This window comes from Microcoleus sp. C2D2 (assembly GCF_036702495.1).
Taxonomy (GTDB): Bacteria; Cyanobacteriota; Cyanobacteriia; order Cyanobacteriales; family Microcoleaceae; genus Microcoleus.
The window spans coordinates 9,063-32,352 of the sequence record NZ_JAUBTO010000025.1; the positions used below are offsets into that span (position 1 = coordinate 9,063).

22 protein-coding genes, 1 tRNA gene and 1 pseudogene are annotated in these 23,290 nt (G+C 46.1%); 10 read left to right on the forward strand and 14 right to left on the reverse strand.

The annotated features are described in order from the left end of the window. The 5 genes from alaS to QUB61_RS10995 all read left to right on the forward strand — a co-directional run. Positions 1-1,676 (forward strand): alanine--tRNA ligase (gene alaS, locus QUB61_RS10975; protein ID WP_333189942.1); only part of this gene is annotated, 1,676 nt, incomplete at its 5' end. A gap of 402 nt (positions 1,677-2,078) precedes the next feature. Further along, a complete protein-coding gene (locus tag QUB61_RS10980; RefSeq protein ID WP_333127760.1) occupies positions 2,079-3,455 on the forward strand; it encodes a tetratricopeptide repeat protein in 1,377 nt (458 codons plus the stop codon). Positions 3,456-3,763: 308 nt separating this feature from the next. Then, positions 3,764-4,843, forward strand: coding sequence for a CHAT domain-containing protein (locus QUB61_RS10985; protein WP_333127848.1), 1,080 nt, complete (start codon positions 3,764-3,766; stop codon positions 4,841-4,843). Between the two features lie 467 nt (positions 4,844-5,310). Next, a complete protein-coding gene (locus tag QUB61_RS10990) occupies positions 5,311-5,673 on the forward strand; it encodes a hypothetical protein (protein WP_333127762.1) in 363 nt (120 codons plus the stop codon). A 50-nt stretch (positions 5,674-5,723) separates the two neighbouring features. Beyond that, positions 5,724-6,530, forward strand: coding sequence for a hypothetical protein (locus QUB61_RS10995; RefSeq protein ID WP_333127764.1), 807 nt, complete (start codon positions 5,724-5,726; stop codon positions 6,528-6,530). Positions 6,531-6,694: 164 nt separating this feature from the next. Here QUB61_RS10995 and moeB read toward each other — a convergent pair whose 3' ends face one another. The 12 genes from moeB to QUB61_RS11055 form a co-directional block, all read right to left on the reverse strand. Further along, the gene (moeB, locus tag QUB61_RS11000; protein WP_333127766.1) at positions 6,695-7,867 is read right to left on the reverse strand and encodes a molybdopterin-synthase adenylyltransferase MoeB; all 1,173 of its coding nucleotides are present in this window, start codon (positions 7,865-7,867) and stop codon (positions 6,695-6,697) included. A 79-nt stretch (positions 7,868-7,946) separates the two neighbouring features. Then, positions 7,947-8,426, reverse strand: coding sequence for a M67 family metallopeptidase (locus QUB61_RS11005; protein WP_333127768.1), 480 nt, complete (start codon positions 8,424-8,426; stop codon positions 7,947-7,949). A gap of 109 nt (positions 8,427-8,535) precedes the next feature. Further along, positions 8,536-9,147 (reverse strand): Uma2 family endonuclease, encoded by a 612-nt coding sequence (locus QUB61_RS11010; protein ID WP_333127770.1) that lies wholly within the window; start codon positions 9,145-9,147, stop codon positions 8,536-8,538. Between the two features lie 173 nt (positions 9,148-9,320). Beyond that, positions 9,321-9,548: a ferredoxin family protein gene (locus tag QUB61_RS11015; protein WP_333127772.1), complete on the reverse strand. Its 228-nt coding sequence runs from the start codon at positions 9,546-9,548 to the stop codon at positions 9,321-9,323. Between the two features lie 107 nt (positions 9,549-9,655). Further along, positions 9,656-10,762, reverse strand: coding sequence for a hypothetical protein (locus QUB61_RS11020; protein WP_333127774.1), 1,107 nt, complete (start codon positions 10,760-10,762; stop codon positions 9,656-9,658). 15 nt (positions 10,763-10,777) lie between these two features. Continuing rightward, complete coding sequence (locus tag QUB61_RS11025) at positions 10,778-12,157, reverse strand: MBOAT family protein (RefSeq protein ID WP_333127776.1); 1,380 nt, start codon at positions 12,155-12,157, stop codon at positions 10,778-10,780. 229 nt (positions 12,158-12,386) lie between these two features. Further along, positions 12,387-13,619, reverse strand: a complete 1,233-nt coding sequence (locus QUB61_RS11030) for an ATP phosphoribosyltransferase regulatory subunit (protein WP_333127778.1) — start codon at positions 13,617-13,619, stop codon at positions 12,387-12,389. 465 nt (positions 13,620-14,084) lie between these two features. Continuing rightward, positions 14,085-15,035 carry a tetratricopeptide repeat protein gene (locus QUB61_RS11035; RefSeq protein WP_333127780.1) on the reverse strand — a complete coding sequence of 317 codons (951 nt, stop codon included), beginning with the start codon at positions 15,033-15,035 and terminating at the stop codon, positions 14,085-14,087. A 74-nt stretch (positions 15,036-15,109) separates the two neighbouring features. Beyond that, on the reverse strand, positions 15,110-15,952 hold the full coding sequence (locus QUB61_RS11040; RefSeq protein WP_333127782.1) for an inositol monophosphatase family protein: 843 nt from the start codon (positions 15,950-15,952) through the stop codon (positions 15,110-15,112). Positions 15,953-16,160: 208 nt separating this feature from the next. Further along, positions 16,161-16,676, reverse strand: coding sequence for a thermonuclease family protein (locus tag QUB61_RS11045; protein WP_333127784.1), 516 nt, complete (start codon positions 16,674-16,676; stop codon positions 16,161-16,163). Between the two features lie 154 nt (positions 16,677-16,830). Beyond that, complete coding sequence (locus QUB61_RS11050; RefSeq protein ID WP_333127786.1) at positions 16,831-17,934, reverse strand: RNA-guided endonuclease TnpB family protein; 1,104 nt, start codon at positions 17,932-17,934, stop codon at positions 16,831-16,833. Positions 17,935-18,006: 72 nt separating this feature from the next. Then, complete coding sequence (locus tag QUB61_RS11055) at positions 18,007-18,375, reverse strand: 2Fe-2S iron-sulfur cluster-binding protein (protein WP_333127788.1); 369 nt, start codon at positions 18,373-18,375, stop codon at positions 18,007-18,009. A 214-nt stretch (positions 18,376-18,589) separates the two neighbouring features. Here QUB61_RS11055 and QUB61_RS11060 point away from each other — a divergent pair. Continuing rightward, positions 18,590-18,674 (forward strand) — tRNA-Ser (locus tag QUB61_RS11060). 429 nt (positions 18,675-19,103) lie between these two features. Here the strand turns inward: QUB61_RS11060 and QUB61_RS11065 are convergent. Both QUB61_RS11065 and QUB61_RS11070 read right to left on the reverse strand, forming a co-directional pair. Continuing rightward, a complete protein-coding gene (locus QUB61_RS11065; protein WP_333127790.1) occupies positions 19,104-19,502 on the reverse strand; it encodes a transcriptional regulator in 399 nt (132 codons plus the stop codon). Next, positions 19,486-19,980: a type II toxin-antitoxin system HigB family toxin gene (locus QUB61_RS11070; RefSeq protein WP_333127792.1), complete on the reverse strand. Its 495-nt coding sequence runs from the start codon at positions 19,978-19,980 to the stop codon at positions 19,486-19,488. Before QUB61_RS11070 ends, QUB61_RS11065 begins: the two co-directional genes overlap by 17 nt. A 135-nt stretch (positions 19,981-20,115) precedes the next feature. Here QUB61_RS11070 and QUB61_RS11075 point away from each other — a divergent pair, with 135 nt between their 5' ends. The 4 genes and pseudogenes from QUB61_RS11075 to QUB61_RS11090 form a co-directional block, all read left to right on the forward strand. After that, entirely contained in the window at positions 20,116-20,772 is a 657-nt protein-coding gene (locus QUB61_RS11075; RefSeq protein WP_333127794.1) for a HEAT repeat domain-containing protein, read from the forward strand. 223 nt (positions 20,773-20,995) lie between these two features. Beyond that, on the forward strand, positions 20,996-21,418 hold the full coding sequence (locus QUB61_RS11080) for a hypothetical protein (RefSeq protein WP_333127796.1): 423 nt from the start codon (positions 20,996-20,998) through the stop codon (positions 21,416-21,418). A gap of 486 nt (positions 21,419-21,904) precedes the next feature. Continuing rightward, positions 21,905-22,624: a phycoerythrobilin:ferredoxin oxidoreductase gene (locus QUB61_RS11085; protein WP_333127798.1), complete on the forward strand. Its 720-nt coding sequence runs from the start codon at positions 21,905-21,907 to the stop codon at positions 22,622-22,624. Between the two features lie 60 nt (positions 22,625-22,684). Continuing rightward, positions 22,685-23,290: pseudogene (locus QUB61_RS11090) on the forward strand (CopG family transcriptional regulator); the annotation flags it as partial.

Below are 23,290 nucleotides of genomic sequence, written 5' to 3' on the forward strand. Positions count from 1 at the left end.
AAGATGCCCACCCCACAGTAGAGATTTCTGGTTCTCAGGGCGGGCAAGATGCCCACCCCACAGTAGAGATTTCTGGTTCTCAGGGCGGGCAAGATGCCCACCCCACAGTAGAGATTTCTGGTCAAGATGCTTTTTCTCAGGGCGGGCAAGATGCCCACCCCACAGTAGAGATTTCTGGTCAAGATGCTTTCACTCTTTACGATACCTACGGTTTCCCCTTAGAACTGACTCAAGAAATTGCTGAGGAACAGGGAATTGCTGTGGATGTAGATGGCTTTAAAGCAGAGATGGAGGAACAGCAAACTCGCGGTAAAAATGCTCGCCAAACAATCGATTTAACCGTGCAGGGTTCTTTGGATAAGTTGGCTGAAACAATCCAGGGAACTGAGTTTGTCGGTTATGCTGAATTGTCGAGTTTAGCTGAGGTGGAAGTTATCTTAGTTGACGGCAAATCTGTGGAGGAAGCAGCCGCCGGCACTGAGGTACAAGTTGTTTTGAACCAAACGCCGTTTTATGCTGAATCTGGCGGACAAATTGGGGATAAAGGTTATTTTAACGGCAGCGTTCAGGGAGAGAATGGAGAGGGTTTGTTGGTAAGAGTTGATGATGTGAAGAAGGAATCGGATTTCTTCGTGCATTTCGGCTTTGTGGAACGGGGAACGCTGAGAGTGGGCGATAGTATTACTGCGAAAATTGACAATAGCGGTCGCCGCCGAATTCAGGCTAACCACACAGCAACTCACTTATTACAATCAGCTTTGCGAAAAATTGTGGACGATTCGATTTCGCAAGCTGGTTCGCTGGTATCGTCTGAGAGATTGCGGTTTGATTTCAATTCTCCGCGCGCTGTCACAGCAGAAGAGTTGCATAAAATTGAGGATTTAGTTAATAGTTGGATTGCTGAGGCGCACGCTGCAGTCGTTGCAGAAATGCCGATCGCCCAAGCGAGGGAAAAAGGCGCGACTGCGATGTTTGGCGAGAAGTACGGCGACGTGGTGCGGGTTATCGATTTTCCCGGCGTTTCGATGGAATTGTGCGGCGGAACTCACGTCAGCAATACGGCAGAAATCGGGCTGTTTAAGATTGTTTCCGAAGCGGGGGTAGCGGCGGGAACTCGCAGGATTGAAGCGGTTTCTGGTCAAGCTGTTTTGGACTATTTGAATGTGCGCGATAAGGTGGTGCGCGATTTGGGCGATCGATTTAAGGCGAAGCCTGAAGAATTGCCGAACCGGATTACTAATTTGCAGAATGAGTTGAAGGATACTCAGAAACATTTGGCTGCTGTCAAGTCGGAATTGGCGATCGCGAAATCCGACCAGTTGCTGAGTGCGGCGGAGGCGATCGGCGAATTCAAAATCATTGTAGCTCAATTGGGAGATGTGGATACAGAAGCGCTGAAAACTGCGGCGGAAAGATTGCAGCAAAAGTTAGGAAATGCTGCGGTTGTTTTGGCATCAATTCCTGAACCGGACAAGGTAAGTTTGGTGGCTGCTTTTAGTCCTGAAGTCAATAAGAAAGGATTGCAAGCTGGCAAGTTTATCGGGGGAATTGCTCAAATTTGCGGCGGAAAAGGCGGCGGGCGGCCGAATTTGGCCCAAGCTGGGGGACGCGATGCAAGTAAGTTGCAGTCAGCGTTGGAAAGTGCTCGCAATCAGTTGCTTGAAGGGTTGGGTTAATTAGTCGGATCAGGTGATTTCGGGGAAACTGTAGGGGCGGGTTTTACCAACCATAATTGCCAATTATGGACAATCTGATAAACCCGCCCCCACCCAACCATAAATCACAATGTACATGGTGCCCGTAGGGGCGGGTTCACCAACCATAATCGTCAATAATCGACAATCTCGAAAACCCGCCCCCACCCAACGAAAAATACCAACCTACATTTTCCGATGCGATGCAAATTCCAGGTTGATGTGGGCGATCGGTGGTGGGGGGCGGGTTTATCTAGATTGTTGGTATTCGCTAGATATTGTTGGTGGAACCCGCCCCTACAAAATCTGGGTAAACGTATTGTGCAAAAATCCCTGGTTTTTCCCGCGCAAAAAATGTACAATATCCCAAACATGGGTAGTGCAATGAAAAGCAAAAAACAAACCTATTTCGACCTGATCGAATCCCTGATCAACTCCCCAAGGGACGAACAAATCGCGATCCTGCAAAACAATCTCGAACTAATCGATGATAACTTCACCTCAGTTTTGCCAGAGTGGGCTAATCAAACTCTGGCAGGGATGGAGTCTGAGGAAGCTACAAACATTACTATTAAGATTTTAAACTTCAGTAACTTGATTCAAGAGTTTTCACTGGGTAGCAAAAGCAGCAAGATGGAAATTGCCATTGCAGGATATGAGGTGGCACGGAAAAATTTTAACCGATATGATGATCGCGAAAAATGGGCAGCTACTCAAAATAATTTGGGAGAAGCTTACCGTAACAGAATTAAAGGAGAACAGGGTGAGAATATCGAACAGGCGATCGCATTTTATGAAGCAGCTTTAGAAGTTTACAGCCACGCAGATTTCCCCGAACAATGGGCAGGTACTCAAAATAATTTGGCAAATGCTTACTTCTACATAATAAAAGGAGGAGGGGGTGAGAATATCGAACAGGCGATCAAATTTTATGAAGCAGCATTACAAGTTCGTACCCGCGATGCTTTTCCCCAAAATTGGGCACAGACTCAAAATAATTTGGCAAATGCTTACTTATACAGAATCCAAGGTGAACGGGGTGATAATATCGAACAGGCGATCGAATTTTATGAAGCAGCATTACAAGTTCGTACCCGCGATGCTTTTCCCCAAGATTGGGCACAGACTCAAAATAATTTGGCAATTGCTTACTTATACAGAATCCAAGGTGAACGGGGTGAGAATATAGAAAGGGCGATCGAACTTTTTAAAGCTGCTTTAGAAGTTCGTATTCCCACAGCTTTGCCAATTGACTGTCTGCAAACAGGGCGAAATCTAGGCACTTTAGGATTTGCAGAAAGTTTGTGGGAAACAGCCATCTTCGGCTACGAAAAAGCCATCGAAGCAGTCGAACAAAGCCGCGAGTGGATAACCTCCGACAAACGCAAACGAGAAATCATCGAAGAAAATCTCTATGTGTACGAAAAAATGATGCAATGCTGCATCAATCACCAACAATATGACAAAGCCCTGCAAACAATCGAACGCAGCAAATCCCGCTACCTAGTCGAACTCTTCACCAACAGCGAAATCTACCCCAAAACAGCCACCGAAACCGAGAAACAGCAACTCCAAAACCTGCGCCGCCAAATCGCCGCCTCCCAACAACTCCTAGAAACAGAAACCCCATCTCCTCCCCCTCTTTCCCCCCCCTTACCAACGGGGGGCCGGGGGGGGTTCCCGAAGACTCTCCCTCACAACGCACAACCCAAACCCGCAGCCTCAGCCCCGAATATTTCCAACAACAAAAAGCCAAATTAGAAACAACATCACAGCAACTAACACAACTGCTGGAACAAATAAAACAGCGAGAACCAGAATTCACCCTAACTCAAAAAGTCGAACCCATAGACATCACCAAATTCCAACAAACCTTAGACACCGAAACAGCAATCGTAGAATGGTATATCGGCAATAACTCCAACTCCGACGATAGCTGGGGCGGATCAGCCTTCATCATCACCCGCGACAGCATAAAACCACTCAGATATAGCACAACCGAAATAGCCGAATTAGAAACCTGGAAAAACAATTATCTCGACGAATACCGCAACCAAAAGACCAACAAAATCAGGCAAAACACCCTATCCCAAAAACTCCAAAAACTCTCAGAAATCCTGCGACTCAACGAGATAATCGCCCACATCCCCCCCAACTGCAAACAACTAATCCTAGTACCCCACCGCTACCTGCACCTATTCCCTCTCCACGCCCTACAATTCACCTCAGAAACCCGATTTCAAGAAAAAACCAACTTTCGCGGATACCTCCTCGACAGCTTCCCCGCCGGCGTGAAATACGCCCCCAGCTTGCAACTGCTGGAACTCGTAAAAAATCGCATCACCACCAGAAACTCCCCCCGACCAAATCAGCAACAACTATTTGCCCTCCAGAATCCCACCGAAGACTTATTCAACGCCGACATGGAAGTAGAAACCATCAAAACCCGATTCAATCCGCATCAAGTTTTACTCAAAAAACAAGCCACAAAAACCGCCCTTAACGAAAACCGAGAAAACCTCTCAAACGCCAACAACCTGCACTTTTCCTGTCACGGCATATTCAACTTTGACTCTCCGCTGCTGTCATCCCTAGTTTTAGCCGATTCCCTGGAACCGCAAACCTCACCCCCGCCCCTAGAGTCAAATCAGCCCGAGGAAAAACAGGGCTATGTCACCCTACGCAGTGGCAGAAAAGTCTGTCTAGAAAAATGCCTCACCCTGCGAGAAATCTTTGCCGAATTGCAGTTACCGCAGTGCAGTCTCGTCACACTTTCCGCCTGCGAAACCGGGTTAACCACCTCAACCGCAATGACGGATGAATACATTGGTTTACCCAGCGGTTTCTTGTATGCGGGTAGCATTAATGTTGTCACCAGTCTGTGGGCTGTCGATGATTTTGCCACAGCAATTTTGATGATTAAATTTTATCAGGAATTGCCGGAGGCAGATTCAGTAGCCCTCGCTTTGAATGCGGCGCAAAACTGGATGCGCGGGGTGAGTATGGAGGATTTTCGAGTTTGGGTAGGATTGTTAAATTTAGATGAAAAATCTAGACAAAGTGTGGAATTATGGTTAGCGTGTTCGAGTGAGGAACAGCCGTTTCGCGATCCGAAATATTGGGCGGCATTCTGTGCGACGGGATATTAAGTTAGGCGTGCCATCAGGATTTGGTATGGGCGGGTTTTACAAACAATATATAACGATGACAAACAATCTAGATAAACCCGCCCCCACCCCACCAATAACCCACATCAACCTGAAATTTGCATCGAATGTTAAGATGTAGATGATGATTTTTCGTTTGGTGGGGGCGGGTTTTTGAGATTGTCTGTTTCAGGCAATTATTGTTGGTGAAACCCGCCCCTACGTTGACCGGGATTTTGTAGGGGCGGGTTTAACAAACAATATATAACGATTACGAACAATCTAGATAAACCCGCCCCCGCCCCACCAATAACCCACATCAACCTGAAATTTGCATCGAATGTTAAGATGTAAATGATGATTTTTCGTTTGGTGAGGGCGGGTTTTAGAGATTGTCGATTTCAGGCAATTATTGTTGGTGAAACCCGCCCCTACGAATTTATGTTTTTTCGATTACGGGAGGAATTACAATGGAACCTGAAAAAGTGATCGCTATCTTTCTCAAATGGCTGCACGAAAATCCGAGTATCTTCACGCCGACAGCCTGGAAAAGATTACCCCAATTAGAGGAAGAAATAGCAGAATCCGCAGATGATGAATTGTTTCCCATTGCTTTTACTATCAGCAAGTGGTGTGGCAAGAATGGATTGGGAGAACAATTAAGAGATTGTCTGCGAAAAGATTTCGACGATGCGGGCGAACCCACCCCAAGTACAACACCCCCGCTAACCAATATCACTCAAACTCTGCGTACCAGCATTGAAGATAGCTACAAAAAACTTCAAGAAATCGCAGCAAATAATCAATCAGATACCAGCAATGACTCCAACTAGCAAAATCTATAACTGATGAAATCTGGGACGAGACACGGTACAGTGATTTTATGGATTTGTTTTTGTACCGAAATAAGATTCTTCGCGCTTATCACGATAGCCGCAAGCTTTACGCCGTGACTCGCGAGGAATACAAACAAATTGAACTGGATATTGACAAGACTTTTAAGTATTTGCCACGAGATCAACCTCAGCAGAGGCAATCGAAAGGTGCGGGTTTAAAGGAGGAAGAATTAAAATCTCTGCAAACTCAGATGATTGAGATGCCGCCTCGGGCTGTGAAGTATGCCCGAATGCTGATTGATTTGGAGTTTCGCCAAAATACGATCGCCATTAACGCCCAAAATTACCAAGATAAATTAAATAAAATAAGTCTTGACATCAAAGCAGCTAAAAAGTACAATGATAGTGATGCCGATTTAAGTTTCCTCGAAACATTCAGTAAAGAAACTTGCCCGCAGTTTCAAAGGCAGATTCAAGCAGATTTAGGCTATTTCAAACACGGTGTCGGCTTGCTCGACCAAGCAACCGAGGCAATTCGAGCTATTGTGGCGATCGAAGAAGCTTATCGGAATGCCAAACTAGAGGTAACGATTCAAGCTGTCGGCTTTGGTTTGGGAGTAGCCGGGGTGGTGACTGGAAGTGCTCCTTATTTAATTAAACAAGACCCGCCGAACCAGATGGTTGCTTTGCCTTTCCTGAAGGTGGGAATTAATTCTTTTGCGTTGGTATTGTTGATTAGTATCGGTGCGGGGGTTGTGGTTTGGGGTGTGGTTATGCTGAGTGCCAATTCCAAGAATCTATTAGGTAAGTTCAAGAATCTACTCGGTAAAAATAAGCAGTTGCCGCCGCAATAGACTTGAATTGCATAAATCCTTGATTAATACGGAAACCGCAGATTTAAGGCAGATAAACACAGATTAACGCAGATAATTTTGAGATTGTTTGCGAATGAGTGCAAGAAGCCTAATCATCCCGGTTCCGGGGGGGGCAAATTGCCCGCCCCAGAAAAAGATTAGCCTTAATATTGAGGTACAGACGGGTCTACTTCTTCACTCCAAGCAGTAATTCCGCCCTTAACATTAATCCCCTCAATTCCAGCTTCCTTCAAAATCCCCAAAGCCTTCGCAGAACGCCCGCCCATTTTGCAGTGTGCAATCAGGCGGTGTCCGTTCAACAATTCCTTGACTTTAGCGACACCTGCGCCTTGTTCGATATCCGGCAAAGGAACCAAAACTGACCCAGGAATTTGACAAATTTGATACTCGTTGGGATTGCGAACATCCAACAATACAAAATCCTTCGCGCCGCTGTCGATTAACTCCTTAAGTTCCGTGACAGTCATCTCAGAAATTTGCGTTTGCTGACTTGCTTCCTGCGCTTTAGCTTGAGGAATGCCGCAGAATTGTTCGTAATCGATTAACTTTTCAATTACTGGGCGCACTGGATTCGGCCGCAGTTTCAATTGCCGGAACGTCATCTCTAAGGCATTGTAAAGCAACAGTCTGCCGCTCAAAGTAGTGCCTTGACCCAAGATAATTTTGATAGCTTCCGTTGCTTGGATAGAACCGACAACTCCGCACAAAACGCCTAAAACGCCGCCTTCGGCACAAGAAGGAACCATGCCGGGAGGCGGGGGTTCCGGGTACAAATCGCGGTAATTCGGGCCGCCTTCGTAGTTGAAAACTGTTGCTTGCCCTTCAAATCGGAAGATGGAACCGTAGACGTTGGGCTTGTTTAGAAGCACGCAAACGTCGTTCATCAAATAGCGAGTCGGGAAGTTGTCCGTGCCGTCGATAATGATATCGTAAGGAGTCGCAATGTCGATCGCATTTTCGGAACTAACGCGAGTTTCGTACAAATCAACTTGACAAAAAGGATTAATTTCTAAAATCCGATTTTTAGCCGACTCAATCTTCGGTTTCCCAACCCAAGAAGTGCCGTGAATTACCTGCCGCTGCAAGTTGGAATGGTCAACAATATCAAAGTCTACAATCCCAATGCGGCCAACACCGGCGGCTGCTAAATAAAGCAGCAGCGGCGAACCGAGGCCTCCCGTACCGATGCAGAGCACGCTGGCAGCTTTGAGACGCTTCTGCCCTTCCAATCCAACTTCTGGGAGGATGAGGTGGCGAGAGTAGCGTTCGTATTCTTGTTTGTTGAGCTGGATCTCGTCCAGATTAGGATTTAGCATGATATTGTGTGTAGCGCCGATTTAGAATTATATCCTATCTGAATCTTTCGCCTTTTTACGAGTTTGTTATTTTTACTAATTATTTCTTAATCTGAGTCGGTTCGACTGCGAGAATTTCCTCTGCTTGAAAGTTCCCCTCTCCGTCAAGACTCCAACTGCGGAGGTCTTCCCAACAGCCTTGTCGGACGGACACAATGATATAAGAGTATTCGGCCCAGGCCAAGGTCCGATCGCACTCTGAGGGCACTGCCGGACAATCGGTGTGAGAATGATATATACCGATAATATCCAGAGTGCGATCGCGCCCATATTTCATCGCCCGCAACATATCTTCGGGCTTAATAGCATATCTGCGTTTTTCTGTCAATCCCTTTTGTTCGGGCCAATTCTCCTGGGCTTCCGCACTCCAAGCATTTTGAGTCGGCCAAACTTCTACTAAAGTTTTAACACCGCCAGTAACTCGACCGAGCAACAAACCGCAGCATTCTTCAGGATATGTGCTTTCGGCGTGGGTGCGCATGGATAAAATTTGAGAGTCGGAAAGTGCGATCGGCTGCATGGGATTTTATTTTAGATTTTATTGTAAAGTGCGATCGGGCTTTTTTTAACGAACCGCGAAGGCGCGAAGGACACGAAGCAAGACAAGAGAAGGGAAGAGAAAGAGTTTACTATTGATTTGAGGTTCCTGTAGCTGTTTGCAAAACAGTTCTATAAGCAATGACAGCTTCAGTTTGGTTAACATATCCTACATATTGACTCAATACTGAAAAGTCTAACTCCGGCAAAAATTCACTGCTGGAAATTAACTCATAACCAGACTCCCGCAAGCGGTACAGATAAAATTGATCGTTAGCCCAAAACCAAACTTCAGGAACCTGCAAACCGCGATACACATCCAGCTTGTCAACTCCGCCGCTAGTCAGAGCAATTTCTATTACAATATCCGGGACTTCTGCAAGTAAACCTAAACAGTAACACTCATCTGGTTGAGCACCCCGTCTCACAAGTTCGCGGCGAAATGTAGCATTTCCGTAACCGTTGAGATTAATTAGCCTTTCAACTGCATAGGTTTCTATCAACCGGGCAATAATTTTTTTGAGCCTTTCGTGTTCTGGCGAAGTCGTCATAATAATTTCTAACGTTCCTTCCAAGTAAGTCATCCTGGGGAATTCATCGACAAACATCTCAGAAAGTTGCTCGTATTGCTCCCAATTTACCTCATATAAAATAATGCGCTGTTCCGTAGCAGGTTCGAGAGTTTTTGGATCTAAAAGTAACATAATTAATTACCTGACTTAGATATCTAAACGTTAGATTTTTCCGATATTTCTCACGCTTCTTCTCTGTGTCCTCTGCGCCCTCTGCGGTTCGCAAAAAAAGTGAATGTAGGGTGCGCTACGCAGGCGCGCACCTTACCCTTTAGTTAATGTAGCTATCTAGCCCTCAATTGCAATCAAGTTGGAGTTTGCTGCAATTCGGGCCGCTCCTCTGGAACGATCGCACCTCCGACAGGACATACCTGCAAACAAATACCGCAGTCAATGCAGGTATTAAAATCAATCCAAAACCAATCAGTACCCTTGACATTTTTGCCCGGACCCGGGTGAATGCAAGCAACCGGACAAGCGCTGACGCAATCAGCAACTCCCTCGCAAATATTCGTAACGATAGTATGTGGCACAGTGTTCTCAATTCTTCAAATTTGGTGGACGAACTAGAAATAACTTTTCACTGGGAGCGGAATCTAAAGCCTCAGTTTTTCTTCTAATTTAACATTGAAAACAGACGTTATCGAGGTTGATTCGATTTGCCAAGCAGCCCGAACAAATCTTCAGCCACAGCTTTGTGACCGTCTTTGTCAAGGTGAACCGTATCAAATTTAGTATACATCGGGGCAAAACGACCCTCTTTTTGAGCAATTTGCGATCGCCCGCGGCGAACTCCTTCAGTAGAATCGACATAGGGTAAACCAAGAGACTTACTAATTTCCCCAAGTCGCTTACCCGCATCAATAGTCAGCCGCTGTCTAGGTACTTGCTGTTCGTTATCAGAAAAACCGTCAAAAGCCATAAACCGAGTAGGCAAGTAAACTACAGCCAAAGAGCGGCCGTCAGCCGCAACAGAGTCCCTGAGTACACTCAAATCCGTCTCGAATTGCTTCCAAGCACGTTCGGCGATATCGTTCGGAAAATCAGCCTGCTGCCAACCCAAGGCTAGGGTTGCGCCCAAAGGAACCTCCGGTTTGAGGTTGTTGTTTGCCAAACCCAGGAAGTACAAGCATTTTTGGGAGTTGATTTTCAGCCAAGACGGGGTAGCGAAGATTTTCAACAGGTTTCTCAGACCCGTCAGCTTGGATTTGGCAATTGGCTGCAGATAAGGGTTTGCAATCACTGATTTGTCATCGCGACGAAACCAGGTCATTGAGACCAAGTTGTTGTCTACCGCCAGTACCACTAAATCTGGCTGGTACTGAGACCACAGGTTGCGGTAAACTGTGTTGATTTCCTTGAGTGTATAACCCTCTAGAGCGCTATTGATGTAGGTTGCTTTAGCACCGTTTTTCTGAAACACAGTTGCTAGCTGAGCTGGCCAAGTATCTTCAGCAGCAATCCCTGTACCGAAGGTGGTGGAATCTCCCATTCCCAGGATTCGCAACTCGCCTGGAGCTTTTTTAATCGGCACCACAGGGCCACGATTGCCGGGACTGCTAACGGCGATGGGATGACCGCCTGTGAATTGCCGATCGTAAACATTATTGGTATACTCACGAGCAGTCACTTGCAGGATTGCTTCTAATAATACAACTGCCAACAATACCTTTGACAAATCCACAGCAATGTAGCGAACTGTGGTTTTTAAATTTTCAATGGCCTTGTCATTAAATATCTGACTCATAATTTTTCAAGGCGATTAGAACTGGAAGTAAAGGAAATTTGAACTTGAGGCACCGGCGAAGGTAAACATTAGCGCGATCGCCATTGCACAAGTAATCCACTTGAGCGAATTTGGGTGGTTTTGTGTCCAACTCATCCATTTTTGCTTCAAATCCCACCATTCAACTAGCAGAATTGTTGCCATGTAGAACAGCGGCCGATAGTCAATAGGTATTCGCCCGTCAGCCAAGGTCAATATCCGCTGCAATACAACAACCGCACTGTTCAAATCCGATGCCCGGAAGAATATCCAAGAAGTACATATTAGAAACAAGGTAATCAGCCAGCGGATTAAATACTTCATTTTAGAAGTTGGCTTAGATGAAAGTTTAGTTGCTCGTTCAATGGAGAGCATTGCTCCTTGCAAACCTCCCCAAACAACCCAGTTCCATCCAGCACCGTGCCAGAGGCCTCCCAGCAGCATGGTAATCATTAGGTTCGCGTAAGTGCGGAGATTTCCGCCCCGATTCCCGCCTAGAGGAATGTAGAGGTAGTCGCGCAACCAATTTGACAGCGAAATGTGCCACCGGCGCCAGAAATCAGTAATGCTATAGGCTAAATAAGGTTTCTCAAAATTTTTCGGCAGTTCAATTCCCAATAGGCGAGCCGAACCGATCGCAATATCCGAATAACCCGAAAAGTCACAGTAGATTTGAACGGTATAAGCTAATGTACCCAGCACAAGCCCCAGCCCGGAAACATTTTCTGGACTGGCAAAAACTTCGTTGGCTATTGGTGCGATCGAATCAGCTACATAAACTTTTTTCAGCATCCCCCAGACAATCTGGGCAATACCGCTGCGGATCGCAATCGTGTCTACCGATGACTCACAGGCAAACTGGGGCATGAGAACCTCGGCGCGGACGATCGGCCCAGCCAGCAGGCTAGGGAAGAAAATCACGTACAGCGCTACGTCTAGGATTGACTTTTGAGCCTTGGTAACGCCCTTGTAGACATCGACTATATAGCTAATTGTTGAGAACGTGTAAAATGAAATACCCAGAGGTAATAGCAGGTTCAGTTGAGGCCAAAGCCTAAATCCCAACAGCGAATAACTCGAGTCTAAGAAGAAGTTGGCGTACTTGAACACAAACAGAGTGCTAATAACTACAGCCAGAAAAGTAATTAATGCCGTAGTTCGGTTTCTCTGTTGAGTCGAATCCTCGATGATTCGAGCTGTTTTATAAGCCAGCAGGGTATAGCCAACCATTAAAATTGAGTATGGTACGCTCCAAGCCCAATAAAAAGAGTAGCTAGCCAATAGCAAAAACCAACGTCGGTAGTGCGGTGTCAGTAAGTAATACACATACACCACAACTACCAGGAATCCTAAAAACAGTGTGGAGTTAAACAGCATTTTTTACTTTTACTCTTCAACTGGGAACTCACGCTCACAATGCTACCACGAACTAAAACCGATAGAGGATCTTACTCAGGGATGCAGAAACCGGGTTTTTGTATGGAAAAACGCCTTTACAGCAATGGATTTAGGGTAAAAAATTACTTTTTTTACGTTTTTTGTACAAGGTTTGTTAGAGCCACGGCTTCTCTAATAAGTCGGGGCTCTGGGTGTTCTCTAGCAGCTCTTAATTTACCGTTTCAATTGTTGGCAATCCTTCGGCATTTACCCAAGCAATTTGAGTAATTCGTCGATCGCGCGCGTATTCCCGCGCCGCCTCCTCCGTCTCCCGACTCTCCAAATCTATTTCCACCCGAACTAGGTGAGTAGACTCTCGGAGTTTGCGAGCGTAAGCAAACGCGGCGGCACTAGCTTCAGGAGTTTGAGCCACAACCAACCAGTCGCTGGCTGGCGTCTCCGTGGGCAATTGCCCCTCTGTCAGCAAAACTTGATGCAAATCTTCAATATTCAGACAAAACCCGATGCCGGGAGAATTTTGCCCTTGGGGGTCGAACAGTCCCAACAGTTGGTCGTAGCGCCCTCCTTGTCCTAAAACTCGCTGTCCACTCTTGCTGCTGCTGACAACTTCAAACACAATTCCAGTGTAGTAGTCAAATGTTTGAATTAAACTCAAATCCAGGTGAATGTGGGATTTTAGATTGGGAATTTTTGACTGGCATTGGTACAGCAATTCGATCGCCGATTTGAGATTGTTTAACGCCGATTGCTGCGGCAAATCTAAATCTAGTTTGGCAACAATTGGCAATACCTCTTCTGGGCGGCCGCGCAAGTCAAATAACAGCAGTGCTCTTTCTCGCAATTCGGTTGACAGCGGCAAAGTTTCCAAGGCAATTCGATCGAGATTGGCGATCGCCCCCCGAACTTTCTGGCGCACGTTTGGCGGAAACGGTTCTAGCAATGTTGCAGTCAAGCCCGCTTCTCCCAAAACCAAATGCCACTCATCAATTTCCAAGCTTTGCAAGCACTCAGACAGCAGCAGCAGCACTTCCGCATCCGCAACCGCCCCCCCCGCGCCGAGCAACTCTACCCCAGCTTGATAGAACTCCTGTTGCCCGCCTGAGCCAGTATCTGGGCCTTTGCGGAACACGTTGGCGTTGTAGTAGAGGCGAAACGGCTGCCAGCGAGTCCCGGCCATCACGGCAGCCGCCCGGGCGATGGATGCTGTCAATTCCGGCCGCAAACCGAGTTCTCCATCCTCGGCGTCTTGCAGTTGAATTAAGGTCGATCGGTCGATCGCGCCCCCAGCCATCAAAGTTTCCAGCCGTTCTAGAGTAGAAGTAATAATCCGGTGATAGCCCCAGCGGTGAAAAACCTGCTGTAAGCGCCGTTCGATCGAAATTTTTTGAGCAACGTCAAGGGGCAATAAATCTCTTGCACCCGATGGGGGTTGGTGAACCATATCAATTTTAGATTTTAGACTTTAGATTTTAGATTGGGCTTAGAAGCTTAGCTTTAGGGGACGGTGGTAAAGTCTAACGAGGCCAGCCTAACATTCGACTTTAACAAATTAAGGTGTCATCTGAATTTTAGATTTTAGATTTTAGATTTTAGATTTTAGATTGGGCTCAGAAGCTTAGCTTTAGGGAAGGGTGTTAAAGTCGAAGGAGGCCAGCTTAACACTCGACTTTAACAAATTAAGGCGTCATATCCTTTTCGTTTGCATCGAAATAATCATTTTCTTGCGTCAGTGCGATCGTCCCGTTCTTTCCAGAGCACCCGCGATCGCGGGACGATCGCACTGACAGTATAATTACGATGTCACCGGATTTGATATCACCAAGTCTTGATTGTTTTGCTCGATATCACTCCACTGCTGTGCAGTTCACCATTTTCTCAATATTCAAGACTTACAACTCACAACTTCTCACTTCTTCTTCCCGCCAAACAAACTTGCAAAAAATCCCGGTTTCTCGTCACCTTTTTTGCTCTTTGCGGAAGCTTGTTCCAGCTTTTTCTTCACCTCCAAAGCCGTCGGTTCTTCAGGATTTGATGCCAAAGCTTTGTTCATCTCAAGTTTTGCCATTGTGGCTTGATCTTGTTGAAGGTAACACATTGCTAACAAAGCGTGGGCCTGGCTGTGTTTCGGATCGCGTTTCACCCCTTCTTTCAACTCTAAAATTGCTTTGGCGTAACTTTTGCTGTCCATGAATCCTTGAGCTCGGCGGCAATAAGCTTCGGCCGGCGAGTCTTGGACTTTGGACCCAGATGGTGCTGGAGTTGCGGTGGCTGGGGTGGCTGGGGTGGCTGGGGTGGCTGCTGCTGCTGCTGTTTTTGCTGTGCTAGTTGGGGTTGCGGCTTTTGGGGGTGAACCGGCAGCAACCCCAACACCACCACCCATGCGCTCTTTTCGCAGCAGGTAAACCATGTTGAGTTCGCTAATTTGATCGATCGCCTCTTGCGTTTCCTTAACTGATTCGTACTGTTTGAGAGCGAGTTTGCTAACTGCTGTTTTGTAAGCTTGTTCCCAATCTTTAGCGGTAGCTAACTGTTTGGCTGCTTCGCTTTCGATTTGCATTTTCGCCTGTTCTTTAACGACGCGCTTGGCGATGGCTGCTAATAGCAGGTTGTATTCTTTGCGCTCGCTTTCCTTGGAGAATTTGTTGTAAGCCGGATTGACGACTTTTGACAAAAATTGGTTAGCCCAATCTTTATCGGCTTGGCTTTCAAAAGAGCAAGTATCCGAATGCAAGCGGCGGGCGATTTTCATGTAGCGCTTGCGGATGTCGTTATACTCGGCGTCTAAGGGAACTCCCAAAATTGCGTGCTGATCTGTAAAGTCATACTTGAACAGCCCTTTTGTCATTTCAAAAGACATAACTTTTACTCTTCCTTTCCTGGCTTTTCACTATTCTTTAATGTAGCTTGAGTAAAGGGGTTCTGACCCCCGTACTACGCCCGATCTCTTGCTGCAGGCACATTACCCCAGGAAGATAAGGGAGGAACTGCTAGCAGTGCGCCACTGAGTTCGGCGTGTATTTTGCCGTTTGTGGCCAAAATCCGACCCGAGTTCATCTCAAAGGCACTGCCGTCATAAGCTGTAATTTGACCTCCGGCTTCGGAGACGATGACTGCACCGGCTGCTACGTCCCAAGGGCCGAGTCCCCGTTCCCAGTATCCGTCCGATCGCCCCATCGCGAGGTGTGCGAGGTCTAGGGATGCCGAACCGCTGCGCCGCACGCCTTGGGTGAGGTGGGTGAGGTGACAGAATTCGGCATAATTATTGTCTGCTGTTTCGCGCCGATCGTATGCAAAGCCAGTGACTAGCAAGCTGGTTCTCAATTCTGGGATTTGAGAAACTTCGATCGGCGACCGGTTGCAAGTTGCTCCCAATCCTTTGCCTGCCCGAAACAATTCGTTATGCAAAGGGTCGTAAATTACTCCCATTTGTGGTATACCGTCAATTAAAAGTCCGATCGACACGGCCCAAAAAGGATATTGGTGAGCAAAATTGGTTGTGCCGTCTAAAGGGTCGATCGCCCACAGGTATTTGCTGCTGGCATCTCCTAATTTGCCGGATTCTTCGGCGAGGATGGCGTGGTCGGGTACGTGGCGGCCCAGAATTTCTAAGATGACGGCTTCTGAGGCTTTGTCGGCTTCTGTGACTAAATCGCCCGATCGACCTTTTTCTTGAATTTTTTCTAAATTTCCGCAGTAAGATTGCAGGACGGAACCGGCGGCTAGGGCTGCTTCGGTGGCTATTTCTAAGAAGTTTTGCAGTTGATTGTCTGTCATTTGTTAGTTGTTATAGCAGAAGGAAGAGGGAAGAAGGAACAAGGAAGAAGGAACAAGGAAGTACGAACCGCGAAGACGCGAAGGACACGAAGGAAGAGGGAAGAGGGAAGAGGGAAAAATGAAATCATTGCTCATTAGTTGTTAGTTATAACTGAGTAGTTTTTATTCATTGACTAATGACTAATGACTAATGACTAATGACTAATGACTATTTCCGATTTTGCTCGCGGAATTCTGCGGGAGTTTGGCGCAGGGCTCGTTCTGGATTCCACAGGCCTTTACCCATGAGTCTCGCCCATTCTTGAGCGTTCACGAGTCGCTGCTGGTATTTGGTGTTGGGCGATCGCACTGAGGCCAGGGCATAACCTTCTTTGATTAGCTGTTCGTTGAGCAAATTTTTATCTTGCCACAAGTAGGCTAGTTTGCGATCGAACTGGTCTTTCTGTTCGATGTCTGATTCTAACAATACCTGTTTTCCCCCTGTTAGCTCTTCTAGTCTTTGTTTGGCTGCTTCTCCCCAAGGCTGCTGTTTTAAATCCGGCGCATCAATACCAATCAGCCTGATTTGTTCTAATAAGGCTATTTTGTTGGCTGTACTGATAACTTCGATTGTTTGGCCGCTGATGGCCCTTTCTACTTTGGCGATCGTACCTTGGGGAATTTCTGGTTTTTGGCAGCTAGCTAGCAACAGACAAAGGGCGATCGCACATAATCGATAAACCATGGATAATTGGTAGTTGATAATTTATCAAATTTCCTCACTGCTTTGTAAAACTTATCTAAACTTATCTAAAGCCATCTTTAGAGCATCCGAGTTTACTTCCTACGCTATTGGGCGCAACGTAGTGGAGGGAGTCGGCTATCCCAAGATCAGTAGGCTATCCCCCTCTAGCCGAGGGTTCCCAGTTCAAAATATTCATACTGGCGTTAAGATCGCGATCGATAGATCTACCACAAGCAGGACAGTCATAAGTCCGAAGACCCAATGGCATATCTTTTTTGCTGCCACAATTAGAGCAAGTTTTAGAACTAGGAAACCATTGGTCTACCAGCACTAAATTCGCTCCATACATTTGGCATTTGTAATCGAGTTGACGCTTGAACTCGTAAAACCCAATATCTGATATCGCCCCCGCCAGCTTGTGATTTGCCATCATCCCTTTTATATTCAAGTCTTCTATTTTGATGAGCTTGAAAGTCTTGGCTAAGTAAGTTGTTAACTTGTGTAGGAAATCTTTACGAATACAAGCTATTTGGGCGTGAATTCGGCTGATTTTGTTGTAAGTTTTACGCTGGTTATTGGAACCTTTTACCTGCTTGGACGCTTTTCGCTGTAAACTGGCAAGCTTGGTTTTCGCACGGGCTTTCAACGGTTTTGGTGCATCAAAAACTTGCTGGTTTGACAGGGTGGCCGCATACTTAATACCTACGTCGATTCCTACGGCTGCCTGAGATTGATCTACTGGTAAACGTTCTGCATCAACACAGAATGAAATAAACCAGCGACTTCCTTCTTTTGAGATAGTGAAAGTTTGAGACACGTAACCACATTCTAGTGGCTCATGAAGGCGAAACGTCCCCAATGTAGGAATCTTGATGGTTTTGCCAGCACTTAGCAGAACTTTCCCATTGGATGAATCGACCGTAAAAGATTGACCGTGGCGGCGGCCGGCGAATTTTGGATGACCTGCTTTCCCGGAACGATATCGACTAAACGCATCTTTCAAGTCAATTAAAGCGTTTTGGTAGACTCGGCTAGACAACTGGTTCATCCAAGCAAATTCAGGCTGTTTCTTGACGTGGTTGGTGAGAACTTTTTTAACTTCGTTGAGCACCTTCGAGTCCGAAAGCTTGCCCTCACTATACATTTGAGTCCGCAAGCTTAACCCGAAATTGAAGACGACCCGCCTAAATCCTGCGTGTTTTGCCATCAAGGTCGCTTCATTGTTATTCAATTTTAGCGCTCGTTTGACAGCAAACATAGTTAAGCTTACCTATAGTTGCGGGTTTGGTAAATTATAGACAAGTTTAGCAAACTATTTGGCTATTTAGTCTCACTCTTCATCCAACGGCAAACCTGCTCTAACTTTACCTTTGCCGAAGTAACGACCGAATTGCAGTTCGTACACTTCGTCTTCGTCTTGTGTCTCTACTTCGATGTTGGAACGCGGATAGCTGACGCACAGCAGGGCATAACCCTCTTTTTGCAGTTCCACCGAAAGCCCCATTGCTTCAGGCTGGTGCAGTTCTCCCGAGTTGACGCGCACCGCACAGGCTGTACAAGCGCCGTTGCGGCACGAAAAGGGCAATTCTACTCCTTGGTTTTCCGCGCTTTGGAGGATGTAGCGGTCTTCGGGTACTCGCACGGTGTGGCGATCGCCTGTCTGTCTGTTATGAATTTTAATGGTGTAAGAGCGAGTCATGGAATTTTAGATTTTAGATTTTAGATTTTAGATAGGGGTTTGGCGGGCAAAATCCTTTAGATTAAGGGGTTTGCGACACCGGGAGGAGAACCCAAGCCCGATCGTTTGACACCCTACCCACATTAAACAGTAAATTTATCCCGTTACCCCTTCCCAAATCAGATTTGTTCTGCTAATATAGTTTAGCTGTGGCTAAATGAATTAATTTAGCCCTGGAGAGGTGGCCGAGCGGTTGAAGGCGCACGCCTGGAAAGTGTGTTTAGGGCAACTTAACGAGGGTTCGAATCCCTCCCTCTCCGTTAAACAAGCTGTTTAGGCAAAAAAAACAGCTTGCCAAAAAAATCTCTGATCTGAGATAAATACTTTGATTATTAGCGAGATCCCTTGAATTCTTTTAGAAAGCTCAAGGGATCTCGCTTTTCAATGTTTGAGTGTAATTTAGGGCGATCGCGCCGAGAATAAACGCCCAGATATAATGCCAATACTAGAAAACCATAGTGACCTACACCAATCGCCAGCGATATGGTCTAGGAGCGTCACTTAATTGTTTTTTGCAAATTTATCTTTGGACTAATCATACGTTAATTCCGCAACGCCCAAGGGTCAGATGCCTCTGGTCTGGGCATCGGGCATCGGGCATCGGGCATGGGTAATAGTTAGTGGTTACTGGTTAGTAGTTTTTCTAATCACCAATAACCCATGCCCTATTCCCAATGCCCTATTCCCAATTAAATGAACAAGCTAGGTGAGATTTTAAAATAATCGCCTAGTGCCTTAGCTTGTGCCTTGCTAATCGCTCTTTTCCCATTCACCACCTCAGACACCACACCGCTCGATCCAATGATACCTACTAAGTCCGCTTGACGGGTGCCGCTGGATTCCATGATGTGTTGCAAAATCTCATGAGGCTCCGATTTGTCCATCGGATAATTTTCTGTCTCATAAACTTCAATCAGCGTGACTAACAGCTTGTATAAAGCTCTCTCCTCTGGAGTGAGGTTTTTAGCGAACGTTAGCCGTTCTGCTAATGCCAGGAGGCGATCGTATTCCTCTTCGGTTTCGATCGCCCTAGGAGCAATTTCTGCAAGCAATTTGCTATAAGTGGCTCCATCAAAAGTAATGGTCATTTTTCCATTTGTCTTTTTCGTATTCAGCGTGGGTTAGGAAATATTTATAAAAAATAGTTTGCTCCTCGTAGTCGATGCCGACAATCAGGCGATATTCGTTGCCTTTGATATTAAAGACTGTGAAGTTTCCTACTGCTTCGGCATCCCGGTAAATCTTGCGAACCTCGTCCAAATTCTGCCATTCTGCTTGCTTTACAGTTGCGTTCCAGCTATCAATTTGATTTTTGACATCGGGATACTGGGCAGCATCTTTACGGAGGTTGCGGATCGTGATTAGGTGCATTTGTTTTTCTTTGGTTTTTTCTTTTGTTTGCCATAGCTTTTCATTTCTATTGATTAGGAGAGTTCCTATGCTTATACTCTCATATTGAGAGGAAAATGTCAAGGCCCGATCGAGTAAAAATTCTTTAACCCACTCCAAGTGGGTTTTGTCTGTGTAGGCGCGGTTGGAAACCGCAGGCTTTGTCTTTAATCCCACTCTTTCTCCCCCGACTCGATCCTCATCCTGTAAAAAAAGCTTCTAGCAGCGTGGTTCGGGCGATCGCCTCGCAAAATCCGGGAATAATTGCTAAAATTGTAAAGAAAAGTAACAAAAGTATATTTTAAGTGGCTTATGAAAATTAGCGAAATCCAAGCAGCGCTGCAAAGTTCGGATTCTCAAGACAGGCTGCGGGGGGTAACGGCTCTGAGAAAGTGCGATTCTGCAGTGGCGCTACCGATGTTGCTGAGCAAAGTGGACGATCGGGAGTTTATGGTGCGATCGTTCGTGGCGATGGGATTGCGGCGGACTCAAACTGCGGAAGCTTTTGCGGCGCTGTTAAAAATGATGCAGTTCGATCGCGATCCGAACGTGCGCGCTGAAGCCGCTAACTCTTTGTCAATGTTCGGAACCGAGGCAATTTCTCACTTGGTGGAAGCTTTCCGCCGCGATGACAATTGGCTCGTCCGCCGCAGTATCATGGCTCCGCTGTATGAAATGCAGTGTCCTGATGCAGTATTTGAAATTTGTGCGATCGCTCTTGGCGGCGAAGATTTACCAGTTCAGGAAGCAGCAATTGACGGATTTGGTCTGCTGGCAAATACCCCGAAGCAAGAAGAGGCTTTGCAGCAATTATTACCTCTAGTAAGTTCGGATAACTGGGGAATTCGGCTGCGAGTTGCTCGCGCGCTCAGCAAATTTGACAATCCTCAAGCTCGCGCTGCTGTGAGCTATTTGGCAAAAGATCCAGATCATCGGGTTGCAGGTGCGACTTTGGAAGCTTCGCTTTAAAACCAGGGCTTACAGCCTCAAGCAGACCTTAAACTCTTAAACCCGCCCCTAGATTAGCCCGATCGCCCTCACAATATTACGGATTGTTACTTTGTTTCTAATAAACGAGACAGGGGCGATCGGCATCCTTGACGATCGCTCTTAGTTTTGCCATCTGAGTTAATTCGCCATGTACCAGCCTTTTTGGAAATACCTAGAGCAATAGCTGTTTCAAAGCTTTGATTTGCAAAGTCGCCCCATTTCTTCCGCGTTGGAAGTTAATGTCAGCGAATGCGGCAAAACCCCAGCTACTATCGGCAGTTGGTGTTACGACTGTCGGCAATTACGGAAAATCCGCTACACTAACATCGATGCGGGTGAATCTGCTCAAGTTTTTAATTGCGTGATTTATCCGACTCACAATTACGATTTGCCGCTGTTGGGAATTTACCTCTTGTTTTTCAGCAAGAATAAAATTTTGGTAGTTCTCGACTTTCAACCGCTATTTAGAGATGAGGCTTATATAGCAAAATACGTTCAACCTCTAAAATCGCTCCGCGATAAGTACGAGGATTTGAACCAAAATTTAGAAAGGAAATTTTATGACGCCAATCAGTATTTTTATAAATACTTGCTGTTCGCCCAAACAGAGGCAGAAACTTTCTAAAATGGGGTGGCTCCAGCTTATAAACACTATTGAGATTTCTACTGAAAAATGCTGTGGTCAGCACAACCGCTGACTGACTCATAAAATATCCACCGCAGCGTTAAAGCTCAAAAAGATTATGACCAGTACAGTGCAGACATAGAAACGGTTTCGGGATTTTTTAGCAGTTATTTCGGTCACGAATTGGCTGAGAAACTTCTTGAGATTTTTTTGTTTTAAGATGCTGTGCCTTTAGCTGTAACCGCGAACTCGCGATTACCACTAAGTTTACATATATTTCTCAAAAAAACCAGCTCGCAGTAAGGACTAAAGTCATGACTACAAACCTCTCGATTGAGTAGGTAAAATCTCAAATCTACAATCGACCGGGGAAAAACTTTATTTCTTACTAGAGACCTGTGGATTGAAGAGGTATAATCTAAAATCTAAAATATAAAATCGATATCACTCTCGATCGGCATTTTTTAGATGAGGCGATCGCCAGCGATGAAAAATCGCTTAGACTTACAGTATTACTTGATTCCAGAAAGCTTTGAAGTCAAGAAAGCTACAGTCGGCAAAGGGAAAAAACCAACTCAGGAAATCGTAACTACCAGTTACCCTTTTGCATCAGAGAAACTGCGGCAAATTCCGGCGGCTCACGTTCAAGAGGGCAGCAGCTTGCAAGTTCTCTATTTTGTGATATTCCCGCATCTTAACTTTGATTTGCCGTTTTTTGGCGCGGATTTGGTAACGCTGCGGGGCGGCCATTTAAGTGCTCTGCATATGCAGCCTCTGTTTGGCGGCGACGCTGACTACCAGGCTAAGTATACTGCGCCGATCGAACAAATTTTTCAAGCTCATCAACCGCACCTTCCCTGGGGTGGCGACTTTCCTCTGGAAGCGAAGCAGTTTTTCTCGCCGCCGTTTCTGTGGACTCGCCCCAAGGAAACGGAAGTTGTGGAAACTCGCGTTTTTGCAGCGTTCAAAGACTATCTGGCCGCTTATTTGGATTTGGTCGATCGCGCCGAACCCGTGACATCGGGCGCAAAGTTAGATAGTATCTTACAAGCTCAACTGCTCTATCTGCGGTATCGTGCCGAAAAAGACCGGGCCCAGAGAATGTTTAAGCGGTTCTACGGCCAGGAATGGACGGAAGAATACATTCACGGCTTTTTGTTCGATTGGGAACAGAAGCTGCCACAATTGGTAAGTAACAAGAATTAATTTTAATACAAGCTTCAGCCACTATACTAATAAGTGTAGGTTGGCATGAGGAAAATGCCAATGGTCAAAAAAAATCGCAATGTAGTTAGTTCCAATTCAGAAAGCAAAGTCAAAGTCGGACTTTCGCTGACTTCTTATAGTGCCGCTCGATTGAACACGATCGCTCGAAAGCTGGGAATATCAAGGTCGGAACTCCTAGAACGCTTGGCAAAAGGCGCTCTGGATATTTCTAGCGACAAGACGGAAGTTACTGTCACTTGGAAAAAAGGTGAAGAAACGAAGGTAGAGACCGCTGACTTGCAAGGGGAAACAGCCGAAGAAAGCGAAATTAATGACGCTAGAACGGCAGAAACTCTATTGGACTCGGTGAAGGTAAAGCCAAATCCGCTGCAAGAAAGTTACGAAAGTTTACAGCAGCAGTTGGCAGAACGCGAAAGTTCGATCGCATCTTTGCAGCAGCAACTCGCCGAAAAGCAAAATCTCGAAAGCCAATTGCAGGAAACTGTAGCGAAGTCAAGTTACGAAAGTTTACAGCAGCAGTTGGCAGAACGCGAAAGTTCGATCGCATCTTTGCAGCAGCAACTCGCTACCGAAAAGCAAAATCTCGAAAGCCAATTGCAGGAAACTGTAGCGAAGTCAAGTTACGAAAGTTTACAGCAGCAGTTG